The 11,336-nt window shown below is 72.5% G+C and carries 11 protein-coding genes; 9 read left to right on the forward strand and 2 right to left on the reverse strand.

Annotation, left to right across the window (positions count from 1 at the left end; translation table 11 throughout):
* A partial coding sequence (locus tag JWN97_RS19965; protein ID WP_297627176.1) for an AMP-binding protein occupies positions 1-1,389 on the forward strand: 1,389 nt, incomplete at its 5' end.
* A gap of 157 nt (positions 1,390-1,546) precedes the next feature.
* Entirely contained in the window at positions 1,547-2,533 is a 987-nt protein-coding gene (locus JWN97_RS19970; protein ID WP_297627179.1) for an LLM class flavin-dependent oxidoreductase, read from the forward strand.
* Here the strand turns inward: JWN97_RS19970 and JWN97_RS19975 are convergent.
* Positions 2,508-3,512 (reverse strand): TIGR03619 family F420-dependent LLM class oxidoreductase, encoded by a 1,005-nt coding sequence (locus JWN97_RS19975; RefSeq protein WP_297627182.1) that lies wholly within the window; start codon positions 3,510-3,512, stop codon positions 2,508-2,510. The two genes, JWN97_RS19970 and JWN97_RS19975, sit on opposite strands and share 26 nt — an antisense overlap.
* 71 nt (positions 3,513-3,583) lie before the next feature.
* Between JWN97_RS19975 and fgd the strand changes: the two genes are divergently transcribed.
* The 7 genes from fgd (at position 3,584) to katG (ending at position 11,103) form a co-directional block, all read left to right on the forward strand.
* On the forward strand, positions 3,584-4,603 hold the full coding sequence (gene fgd / locus JWN97_RS19980) for a glucose-6-phosphate dehydrogenase (coenzyme-F420) (protein ID WP_297627185.1): 1,020 nt from the start codon (positions 3,584-3,586) through the stop codon (positions 4,601-4,603).
* 74 nt (positions 4,604-4,677) lie between these two features.
* On the forward strand, positions 4,678-4,947 hold the full coding sequence (locus JWN97_RS19985) for a hypothetical protein (RefSeq protein ID WP_297627188.1): 270 nt from the start codon (positions 4,678-4,680) through the stop codon (positions 4,945-4,947).
* A gap of 19 nt (positions 4,948-4,966) precedes the next feature.
* The gene (locus JWN97_RS19990; RefSeq protein ID WP_297627190.1) at positions 4,967-6,421 is read left to right on the forward strand and encodes an LLM class flavin-dependent oxidoreductase; all 1,455 of its coding nucleotides are present in this window, start codon (positions 4,967-4,969) and stop codon (positions 6,419-6,421) included.
* A gap of 25 nt (positions 6,422-6,446) precedes the next feature.
* Positions 6,447-7,316, forward strand: coding sequence for an aldo/keto reductase (locus JWN97_RS19995; protein WP_297627193.1), 870 nt, complete (start codon positions 6,447-6,449; stop codon positions 7,314-7,316).
* A gap of 5 nt (positions 7,317-7,321) precedes the next feature.
* Positions 7,322-8,284 carry an SDR family NAD(P)-dependent oxidoreductase gene (locus JWN97_RS20000; RefSeq protein WP_297627196.1) on the forward strand — a complete coding sequence of 321 codons (963 nt, stop codon included), beginning with the start codon at positions 7,322-7,324 and terminating at the stop codon, positions 8,282-8,284.
* 68 nt (positions 8,285-8,352) lie between these two features.
* Positions 8,353-8,787, forward strand: a complete 435-nt coding sequence (locus tag JWN97_RS20005) for a Fur family transcriptional regulator (RefSeq protein ID WP_297627199.1) — start codon at positions 8,353-8,355, stop codon at positions 8,785-8,787.
* A gap of 39 nt (positions 8,788-8,826) precedes the next feature.
* A complete protein-coding gene (gene katG / locus JWN97_RS20010; RefSeq protein ID WP_297627202.1) occupies positions 8,827-11,103 on the forward strand; it encodes a catalase/peroxidase HPI in 2,277 nt (758 codons plus the stop codon).
* A gap of 109 nt (positions 11,104-11,212) precedes the next feature.
* On the opposite strand, the gene JWN97_RS20015 is transcribed toward katG, so the two are convergent.
* Positions 11,213-11,336: integrase core domain-containing protein (locus JWN97_RS20015; protein ID WP_297623942.1), on the reverse strand; the 124-nt coding region annotated here is incomplete at its 5' end.

Raw genomic sequence — 11,336 nt, forward strand, 5'->3', positions numbered from 1 at the left:
GAGCTGGGGCTCGCGCCGGGCGACCGGGTGGCGATCGTGATGGGCAACCGGCCGGAGTACCTCGAGGTGCAGTACGCCGCCTGGCACGCCGGCCTCGTCGTCGTGCCGGTCAACGCGCGGCTGCACCGCGACGAGATCCGCTTCATCCTGGACGACAGCGGGACGCGGATCGTGTTCACCGACGAGGCCCACGCGGAGGACGTCGCGGCACTGGTCGACAGCGTCGACACCGTGGACCGGTCGGTCCTGGTGCCCGGGCCGAGGTGGGGCGAGCTCACCGCGACGGAGCCGGTGGCGACGACCGACCGGCAGCGTGACGACCCGGCCTGGCTCTTCTACACCAGCGGCACGACCGGTCGCCCCAAGGGCGCGACGCTCACCCACGGCAACCTGCTGATGGCCTCGCTGAGCTACTTCGCCGACATCGACCCGGTCGCGGCGACCGACAGCGTCCTGCACGCGGCCCCGCTCTCGCACGGGTCCGGCCTCTACGGCCTGCCGCACGTGGCGCGCGGCGCCGTGAGCGTCTTCCCGGGCGGGTCCGCCCTGGCCGGGCCCGAGCTGCTGACGCTGCTGGAGCGCTGGCCGGGGATGTCGTTCTTCGCCGCGCCCATCATGGTGAAGCGGCTGGCCGAGGACCCGGCGCTGACCGGCGCCGACGCGGCACGGCTGGAGGGCCTGAAGACGATCATCTACGGCGGCGCGCCGATGTACCTCACCGACCTCGAGGTCGCGCTGGCGACGTTCGGCCCCCGGCTGGCCCAGATCTACGGCCAGGGTGAGACGCCGATGACCATCACCGGCCTCTCCCGGGCCGACCACGCGGACCGCGACCACCCGCGGTGGCGCGAGCGCATGCAGGGCGTGGGCTTCCCCCGCACGGACGTGGAGGTCCGCGTCGTCGACGAGGACGACCGCCCGCTCCCCGCGGGCGAGGTCGGCGAGGTCGTCGTACGCGGTGGGGTGGTGATGTCCGGCTACTGGGGGCAGCCCGAGGCGAGCGCCGAGACGCTGCGCGGGGGCTGGCTGCACACCGGCGACGTCGGCAGCTTCGACGAGGACGGCTTCCTGACCCTGCGCGACCGGTCCAAGGACCTGATCATCAGCGGCGGGATGAACATCTACCCGCGCGAGGTCGAGGAGGCGCTCCTGTGCCACCCGCACGTCGAGGCGGTGGCCGTGGTCGGGCGTCCCGACCCGGAGTGGGGCGAGGCCGTGGTCGCGTTCGTCGTCACCGACGGCACCGAGCCGCCGACCGAGGAGCTGGACCGCACCTGCCTGGACCGCATCGCGCGGTTCAAGCGGCCCAAGGACTACCACTTCGTGGACTCCCTGCCGACCAACAACTACGGCAAGGTGCTCAAGCGGGAGCTGCGCGAACGGCTCTGACCGGTCCTCGCCGACGCGTTGAGAAAACCATGAGCACCGCCTCCCTTGCGGAGGCTCCGGGCCGAATTGTTAGGTACGTCACAAGGGCCCTGACCGGGACATGCGTGGACCAGCTCCGGACGCCGGCCGAGACCGCTCCCGAGGAGATGTTGAGACAATGAAGCTCGCCCTCTACCTGCCCACGTTCCGCAACCACGTCACCGTGCAGGAGCTCGCCGACCTGACCGACCTGGCCGAGGAGCTCGACTTCGACTCGGTCTGGACCCTCGACCGGATCATCGTCCCCGAGGCCTCCGACCGCGGCGAGATGCAGTACCCCTTCGGGATGATGGACCAGTTCCCGCTGCAGATGCCGGTGGAGTCGAAGGGCAAGTGGTTCCAGGGCTGGCCGCTGCTGCCCTGGCTCGCGGCCCGCACCGAGAAGGTGCGCATCGGGATGAGCATCACCGACACGCCCTACCGCTCCCCGGGCGTCTTCGCCGCCGAGTGCGCCACCATCGACCACCTGTCCGCCGGCCGCCTCAACGTCGGCGTCGGTGCCGGGTGGATGCCCGAGGAGTTCGCGGCCGCCAGCGCCACCGACCTCTTCCCGCGCCGCCACGCCCACGTGCGCGAGACGATCGAGATCTGCCTCGGCATCTGGCAGAACGAGACCTTCGAGTACCACGGCGAGTTCGCTGACTTCGGCCCCTCGGGCTTCGGCCACCAGCCGGTGCAGAAGCCGCACCCGCCGATCTACTTCAGCGGCCTCAAGGACCCCAAGCGCTCGGCCAACCGGGTCGCGAAGTACGGCCTGTCGGGGTGGATCGGGATCCAGGACTCCCCGGCGGAGCTCACCGAGTGGCGAACGGCGATCGCGGGCGAGCTCGAGGAGCGCGGCAAGTCGATCGACGACCTCGACATGTGCTCGATGATCTGGTTCACCATCACCGACACCGAGACCGACCAGACCGACAACCGCAAGGTCTCCAACCTGCTCGTGGGGACCGAGCAGCAGATCGTGGACCGGCTCAAGCAGTACCAGGAGGCCGGGCTCACCATGCCGCTGCTGTGGCCGCCCTTCGCCGACGTGCCGGTCTCCAAGACGCTCGACGACCTCAAGCGCCTGAAGTACGACATCATGCCGAAGGTGGAGGCCTCCTGAGGTGTGGCGCGAGCGGGGCCAGCGCGTCCAGCACGCGCTCGGCCTCCGCCGTCGCCGCCTCGGCGTCCGCGTCGGGCGAGCCGGTGCGCGGGAGGAAGTTGAGGTCCACGAGGACCTCGGTGGCCCCGTGGCTCGCCAGGACGGCCAGGTCGTCGAGGACCTGCTGCCGCGTCCCGTGCCCCCGACGGCGACCGCGGCCGGGGTCCTCGGCGACCAGGTCGACCACGACCCGCACCAGGATGCGTACGACGTCGGGGTCGCGGCCGGCCTCCTCGGCCCCGGCGCGCACCAGGGCGACGGACCGGGCGAGGGACTCGTCGTCGGTGCGGGTGCTGCCGATCCAGCCCTCGCCCAGCCGGCCGGCCCGACGCAGGGCGGGCTCCGCCGCGCCCCCGACGAGCACCGGCGGGTGCGGCCGCTGCACCGGTCGCGGGCCGACGTGCGAGCGCGGGACGGTGTAAAACTCGCCGGCGAACTCGACGGGGTCCTCGGTCCACACCGCGGTGAGGCAGCGCAGGTACTCCTCCATGCGGGCCCCGCGTCGCGCCATCGGCACGCCCGCTGCGGCGTACTCCTCGGGCATCCAGCCGATGCCCAGGCCGGCGGTGACGCGACCTGCGCTGAGGTGGTCGAGGGTGGTCATCGCCTTGGCGAGCGCCACCGGAGGGATGAAGGGGGCACACAGGGTCGCGGTGCCCAGGCCGATGCGCTCGGTGTGCGCGGCGACGAAGGCGAGCGGCAGCATCGCGTCGTGGACCGCGCTGTAGGACGGGTCGGAGACCGGCCGCGACGACGGGTTGCCGGCCGGGTCGGCCCCCTCGGGCCCGTCGGCCACCGGCTGGAGCAGCCGCTGGAAGGTCCACAGCGAGGCGTATCCCAGGTCCTCCGCCCGACGGGCGAGGTGGATCATCGTCGCGGGGGTGGCCCAGCTGCCCGACACGGGCAACCCGAACCCCAGCAGCGGCAGCTCATCGCTCACCCCCCGCACGATGCCACCTCGCACCGCCTCCGCACCTCCGCCGACGCCCACCGCTAGGACAACATCTCCTCATGGACACCACCTCGCAGCTCTCCATCGGTTACAAGGCCTCGGCCGAGCAGTTCGGGCCTCGCGAGCTCGTCGAGCTCGGGGTGCGCGCCGAGGAGGTCGGCCTCGACAGCGTGATGGTGAGCGACCACCTCCAGCCGTGGCGGCACGAGGGCGGGCACGCCCCGCACGCACTCACCTGCCTCACCGCGATCGGCGAGCGCACCGAGCGGGTCGTCCTCGGCACCAGCGTCCTGACCCCCACCTTCCGCTACAACCCCGCCGTGCTCGCTCAGGAGCTCGCCACCCTCTCCCTCCTCAACCCGGGCCGGATCATCCTGGGCATCGGCAGCGGCGAGGCGCTCAACGAGATCTCGGTCGGGCTGCGGGAGTGGCCGGAGTTCAAGGAGCGCTGGGCGCGGATGCGCGAGGCGGTCCGGCTGATGCGTGCGCTCTGGGACGGCGAGCGGGTCACCTTCGAGGGCGACTACTACCGCACCGTGGACGCCACGATCTACGACCGTCCCGAGGGGGGCGTCCCGATCTACGTCGCGGCGGGTGGACCGCAGATGGCGAAGTACGCCGGCCGGGTCGGCGACGGCTTCATCTGCACCAGCGGCAAGGGGATGGACCTCTACACCGACAGCCTGCTGCCCGCCGTCGAGGAGGGGCTCGAGGCGGGCGGGCGGGCGTCGGGCGACATCGCCCGGATGATCGAGATCAAGCTGTCCTACGCCCCGACCCGCGAGGAGGCGCTCGACAACACCCGCTTCTGGGCCCCGCTGTCGCTGAGCGCCGAGGAGAAGCACCGCCTCGACGACCCCGTCGAGATGGCGGCCGCCGCGGACCGGCTTCCCATCGAGCAGGTCGCGTCGCGGTGGATCGTGGCGACGACGCCCGACGGCGTGGTCGACGCCGTACGCCCCTATGTCGAGGCGGGCTTCGACCACCTGGTGTTCCACGCGCCCGGGCACGACCAGGAGCAGTTCCTGTCGTCGTTCGGTGCCGACGTGGTGCCGCTGCTGCGCGAGCTCGGCACCTGAGGCCGGGGGGGTGGGTGACCCTCGCCCTGGGGGTGTGGTGACCACCCCTCCACCCGGCCTACCGTGCTGCGGCGATGACCACCGACACCAGTGCGCCCGACGGGCACGTCCTCACCATGACGTACGTCAGCTCGGCCACCCGGCTGCTCTCCGTGCAGCAGCTGGTCGAGCTGATCGAGCAGATCCGCCCCAAGAACGAGCGCCTCGGCGTGACCGGACTGCAGCTCGTACGCCGCGTCGGCGTACGAGCTGCTGGAGCGGTTCCGCGTCAGCGCGGTGTGAGCGTCCGCACGGCGGGCGTGGTCTTCGGCCCGCTGCTGATCGGGCCGGGCGCCACCGCCTGAGGTGCGCGACACTGGTCGGGTGCAGCTGCCCGACCCGGCCCTCGTGGTGCTGGTCGGCGCGTCCGGCTCGGGGAAGTCGACGTGGGCACGCGCGCACTACCGCGACCAGGAGGTCGTCTCCTCCGACGCCCTGCGCGGGGTCGTGGGCAGCGGGCCGCACGACCTCGACGCCTCGGTCGACGCCTTCGGCGTGCTCGAGACGATCGTCGCCGCGCGCCTCGGGCGTGGCCTCACCACGGTCGTCGACACGCTGGGCCTCGACGTCGCGAAGCGCCGGTCGTGGCTCGCCGCCGCGCGGACGGCCGGGCTGCCCGCGGTCGCCGTCGTCCTCGACACCCCCGACGCCGAGTGCCGCCGGCGCAACGCCGCCCGCGACCGGCCGGTGTCGGCGCCGGTGCTGGCGGGCCAGCTGCGCTCGGTGCGCGACGTACGAGACGTGCTGGACGCCGAGGGCTGGGACCTCGTCGCCCCGGTGACCGGCGAGGCGGCGCCGGCCGACCCGGTGCCGGAGACCCGGCCCGGGCCCGGTCCGGACCGCACGTCGAGCCTCGGCCTGCGGTCGGTCCTCCAGGTCTCGCGCTTCCCCTGGGGTGAGGACCCGCTGACCTGGCTGACCGGCATCGCGCGCGCGGCGGACGAGGCGGGCTTCGCGGGCCTCGCGCTGATGGACCACCTCGTCCAGGTGCCCCAGGTCGGCCGTGCGTGGGACCCGATCCCGGAGCCGTGGGTGACCCTCGGCGCGGTGGCCGCGCTCGGCACCGAGCTCGAGCTCGGCACCCTCTGCACCCCGGTCACCTTCCGGCCGGCCGGTGTCACGGCCAAGGCCGCCGCCACGTTGTCGGTCCTCACCGGCGGCCGCGCCTTCGTCGGGGTCGGCGCCGGGTGGTTCGAGCGGGAGCACGCGGCGTACGGCATCGCGTTCCCGCCGGCCCGTCAACGGCTGGACGACCTCGAGCGCGCCGTCGTCACGATGAAGGCGCTGTGGGCGGCCGGCACCAAGGCCTACGACGCGCACGGTGTCGCGCTGCCGGAGACCACCTGCTACCCGCGGCCCGCCGGACCCATCCCCATCGTCGTCGGCGGGTCCGGCGAGCGACGGACCCTGCGGATCGCCGCCCAGCACGGCGACGCCTGCAACCTCCGCACGACCGACGAGGCGGAGCTCCAGCGCCTCATCGCCGTGTTGCGCGACCACTGCGACGAGGTGGGGCGCGACCGTTCCGAGGTCGCGGTCACCGTGCTCGACCTGCCCGTCGTCGGGTGTGACCGCGACGACGTGTGGGCGCGCGTCGAGCGGCAGCGCGGCCGCACGCCCGCCGCGACGTACGCCGCCCGCACCCGTGCCGCGACCGTCGCCGGCCACCGCGACCGCTGGGCGCGCCTCGCGGGACTGGGGGTGTCGACGATCTTCATCGCCACTCCCGACCTCGGAGCTCCCGAGGACGTCCTCGCCCTTCGGGGGCTGAACGCCTGACCGCGCGGACCGTAGGGTCGGCGGCATGCAGACTCGCACCCTCGGATCCCAGCAGGTCGGCGCCATCGGCCTCGGCCTGATGACCTTCGACCAGACCGGCACCCAGCCCCGCCAGCAGCTCCTCGACACCGTCACTGCCGCGCTCGACGCGGGCGTCACACTCTTCGACTCCGCAGACGCCTACGGCCCCGGTGACGAGCTGGGCGCGGACGCGCAGGGCGCCAACGAGCGGCTCATCGTCTCGATCCTCGACGAGCTCGGGGTCCGCGACCGCGTGGTCCTCGCGACCAAGGGCGGCCACGTCCGCACCGAGGGCGGCGGCTGGGACGTCGACAGCTCGGCGGCCCACCTCAAGGCGGCGGTCGACGCCAGCCTCGAGCGCCTCGGAGTGGAGCAGCTGTCGCTGTGGCAGCATCACCGCCCCGACCCGAAGGTCCCCTACGACGAGGTCATGGGCACCCTCAAGGAGATCGCCGTCAGCGGCAAGGTCGCCCACGTCGGCCTCTCCAACGCCGACCCCGACCAGATCCGGGCCGCGCACGCGGTGCTCGGCACCGCGCTGGTCAGCGTGCAGAACCAGTTCAGCCCGAAGTTCCGCTCGAGCAGGCCCGAGATCGACGTCTGCGAGGAGCTCGGCCTGGCGTTCTTGCCGTGGAGCCCGCTGGGCGGCCTGTCCGACGCCAAGGAGCTCGCCGACAAGCACCCCGCCTTCGCCGAGATCGCGACCGACCGCGGCGTCAGCGCCCAGCAGGTCGCCCTCGCGTGGGAGCTCGCCCAGTCGCCGGTCGTCATCCCGATCCCCGGCGCCAAGCGGCCCTCCTCGATCACCGACTCCGCGGCCGCGGCCGAGATCGAGCTGACCGCGGACGAGCTCTCCCGGCTCGACGCGAGTTGACGCCGGTGACCCGCCCGCTCCTCGCCCGTGCGGTCGACACCGCGATGGACCGCTCCCTGGTCCTGGGCTACACGACGATCGGCCTGGCCGTGCGACGCGCGCTGCCCGGCTGGCCGTCGGACCCGCCCGCCGGTGTCCTGGAGGGCCGGCACGTCCTGGTGACCGGCGCCAGCTCCGGCCTCGGCGTCGCCACCGTGGAGGGCGTGGCCGCGCTCGGGGCGACCGTGCACATGCTCGTGCGCGACGAGGCCAAGGGCGCGAAGGTCGCCGACTCGATCCGGGCGACGCGGCCCGGTGTGGAGCTGCGGCTGTGGCGCTGCGACGTGGCCGACCTCGACGACGTGCGCCGCTTCGCCGGCGAGTTCGGTGCCGCGGTCGACGACCTCCACGCCGTCGTGCACAACGCCGGCCTGATGCCGCCGACGCGCACCGAGTCGCCGCAGGGCCTCGAGCTCAGCATGGCCGTGCACCTCGTCGGACCGGTGGTGATGACGGAGGCCCTGCGCGGCCCGTTGACCGGCGGCCGCGTCGTGTTCGTGAGCAGCGGCGGGATGTACGGCCAGCCGTTGCGGGCCGACGACCCGGGCTACACGACCGGCGACTACGCGCCGGCGACGTCGTACGCCCGGTCGAAGCGCTGGCAGGTCGAGATGGCTCCCCTCCTGGGCGAGCGCTGGGCCGCCGACCGGATCACCGTTGCGACGATGCACCCCGGCTGGGCGGACACGCCCGGCGTGCAGGAGTCGCTGCCCCGGTTCCGCGCGATCACCCGGCCGGTGCTGCGCGACGACGCCCAGGGTGCCGACACGAGCGTGTGGCTGTCGGCGGTCGAGCCGGCACCGTCCACCGGGAAGTTCTGGCACGACCGGGCCGAGCGCCCCACCAGCCTGCTGCCCACCACCCGGCCCAGCGACGAGACCCGCGCCAGGGCGTGGGCCTGGCTGCGCGGGGCCGCCGACCTCCCCTGACGACCTGCTCCGCCCGTCGCTGAACGAATACTTGACTCGTTCAAGAAAAGGCGGCAAGGTGACGCCTGATGGACGACAGCGACTTCGAGCACCTGCTCCGCGGAGCTGACCTGCGGGTCACCCGCCCGCGCCTCGCCGTCCTGCGCGCCGTCCTCCGTCACCCCCACGCCGACACCGGCAGCGTCCTCGCCGCGGTCCGCTCCGAGGAGCCGGCCGTCTCCCACCAGGCCGTCTACGACGTGCTCGGCGCGCTGACCGACTCGGGCCTCGTCCGCCGCATCCAGCCCGCGGGCTCCGTGGCGCGCTACGAGCTGCGGGTCGGCGACAACCACCACCACGTCGTGTGCCGCTCCTGCGGCACGGTCGCCGACGTCGACTGCGCGGTCGGCGTACGACCCTGCCTCGACGCCTCCGACACCCACGGCTTCGTCATCGACGAGGCCGAAGTCACCTACTGGGGCACCTGCTTCGCGTGCTCCAGCCCCACCGCAACCCTCCCCTGACACCCGAGCAGACCCCGACCCCTCCATGGAAGGAACACCATGACCGACAGCCAGGACCACACGCCGGAGAGCCCCCAGGGGGTGGACCGCAAGGCCGAGGCCGGGTGCCCGGTCATGCACGACTCCGCCACCGCGCAGGGCAGCGAGAGCGAGAACCCGGTCATCGACTCGCCGCAGCCCAAGGAGAGCCGGCCGCACAGCAACAAGGACTGGTGGCCCAACCAGCTCGACCTCTCCGTCCTGCACGCACACTCGCCGAAGGGCAACCCGCTCGGCGCGGACTTCAGCTATCGCGAGGCGTTCGCCGCGCTCGACGTGGACGCGCTCAAGAGCGACATCGCCCAGGCGCTGCGCACCTCTCAGGACTGGTGGCCTGCCGACTTCGGCCACTACGGCGGGCTGATGATCCGGATGAGCTGGCACTCCGCCGGCACCTACCGCGTCTTCGACGGTCGCGGCGGCGCGGGCGACGGCGGCCAGCGCTTCGCGCCCCTCAACTCGTGGCCCGACAACGCCAACCTCGACAAGGCGCGCCGCCTGCTGTGGCCGGTCAAGCAGAAGTACGGCCAGAAGATCTCGTGGGCCGACCTGATCGTGCTCGCGGGCAACGTCGCCCTGGAGGACATGGGGTTCGAGACCTTCGGTTTCGCCTTCGGCCGCGAGGACGTCTGGGAGCCCGACGAGATCTTCTGGGGTCCTGAGGACACCTGGCTCGGTGACGAGCGCTACGCCGGCGACCGTGAGCTCTCCGACGGTCTCGGCGCGGTCCAGATGGGCCTGATCTACGTCAACCCGGAGGGGCCCAACGGCAACCCCGACCCGGTCGCCTCGGCCCGCGACATCCGCGACACGTTCGCGCGGATGGCGATGAACGACGAGGAGACCGTCGCGCTGATCGCCGGCGGCCACACGTTCGGCAAGACCCACGGCAACGGCGACCCCGACCTGATCGGCCCCGAGCCCGAGGGCGCGGAGCTGGAGAACCAGGGTCTGGGTTGGATCAGCTCGCACGGCACGGGCAAGGGCGCCGACACCATCACCTCGGGCCTCGAGGTCACCTGGACGGACCTCCCCACCCAGTGGAGCAACCGCTTCTTCGAGATCCTCTTCGGCTACGAGTGGGAGCTCACCGAGAGCCCGGCCGGTGCCAAGCAGTGGGTCGCGAAGACTGACGACGCGATCGTCCCGGACGCCCACGACCCGTCGAAGAAGCACCGTCCCACGATGCTCACCTCCGACCTCGCGCTGCGCTTCGACCCGGCGTACGAGAAGATCTCGCGTCGCTTCCTGGAGAACCCCGAGGAGTTCCGCCTGGCCTTCGCCAAGGCCTGGTACAAGCTCCTGCACCGCGACATGGGACCGGTCGGCCCGCACCTGCTCGGGCCCTGGGTCCCGGAGGCGCAGCTGTGGCAGGACCCGGTGCCGGCCGTCGACCACGAGCTGGTCGACGACGCCGACGTCGCCGCGCTCAAGGAGAAGCTGCTCGGCTCCGGGCTCTCCGTCCAGCAGCTGGTCGGCCTCGCGTGGGCGTCGGCTGCCACCTTCCGGCGTACGGACCGGCGCGGTGGTGCCAACGGGGCTCGCATCCGGCTGGAGCCGCAGCGTGGCTGGGCCGTGCACGCCGACCTCGATCTCGACACCTCGCTCGCAGCGATCGAGCGGGTGCAGGCCGAGTTCAACGAGGCGCAGTCGGGCAAGCGGGTGTCGCTGGCCGACCTCATCGTCCTCGGCGGTGCCGCGGCGATCGAGAAGGCAGCCAAGGACGGCGGGCACGACGTGACCGTCCCGTTCACCCCGGGCCGCACCGACGCCACGCAGGAGGAGACGGACGTCGAGTCCTTCGCCTACCTCGAGCCCCGCGCCGACGGGTTCGTCAACTGGTTGCGCGCGGGCGAGAAGCTCCAGCCCGAGAAGCTGCTGGTCGACAAGGCCTACCTGCTGGGCCTCTCCGCCCCGCAGATGACCGCGCTCCTCGGTGGCCTGCGCTCGATGGGTGCGAACGCCGGCGGCACCGCGCACGGCGTGCTGACCGACCGGCCCGGCGTGCTGAGCAACGACTTCTTCGTCCACCTGCTGTCCCCGGGCACGCAGTGGAAGGCCTCCCAGGCCGACGAGGGCGTCTACGAGATCCGCGACCTCGCCTCGGGCGAGCTGAAGTGGACCGCCACCTCGGTCGACCTGGTGCTGGGCTCGAACTCCCAGCTCCGTGCGCTGGCCGAGGTCTATGCGAGCGCCGACGCCCACGAGAAGCTCGTCGAGGACTTCGTCGCCGCCTGGGCCCAGGTCATGGACAACGACCGGTTCGACCTGCGCTGAGGCGCCTCGTCGACAGCCCGGACCCCCTCGGGGTCCGGGCTGTCGCCTTCTCGACGACGTCGACCATCGACCCCGACGGCACCCTGCTACGACGGGTGCAGAACCCGACCTAGCTGTACTGATCGGTGAGGTTGGTCAACCTGGTGATGGGTGCTGACCTGCCGAGTGCGGTGTGGGGCCGGTGGTGGTTGTACTCGTGGAGCCATGCTGGCAGAGCCGCTCGGCGGGCGGAT

Source organism: Nocardioides sp., from assembly GCF_025965415.1.
Taxonomy (GTDB): Bacteria; Actinomycetota; Actinomycetes; order Propionibacteriales; family Nocardioidaceae; genus Nocardioides.

Coding starts and splice junctions, on each gene's coding strand:
- JWN97_RS19970 (WP_297627179.1), top strand. CDS start 1,547: ATGAAGCTCGCCCTCTACCTGCCCACGTTCCGCAACCACGTCACCGTG.
- fgd (WP_297627185.1), top strand. CDS start 3,584: ATGGACACCACCTCGCAGCTCTCCATCGGTTACAAGGCCTCGGCCGAG.
- JWN97_RS19985 (WP_297627188.1), top strand. CDS start 4,678: ATGACCACCGACACCAGTGCGCCCGACGGGCACGTCCTCACCATGACG.
- JWN97_RS19995 (WP_297627193.1), top strand. CDS start 6,447: ATGCAGACTCGCACCCTCGGATCCCAGCAGGTCGGCGCCATCGGCCTC.
- JWN97_RS20005 (WP_297627199.1), top strand. CDS start 8,353: ATGGACGACAGCGACTTCGAGCACCTGCTCCGCGGAGCTGACCTGCGG.
- katG (WP_297627202.1), top strand. CDS start 8,827: ATGACCGACAGCCAGGACCACACGCCGGAGAGCCCCCAGGGGGTGGAC.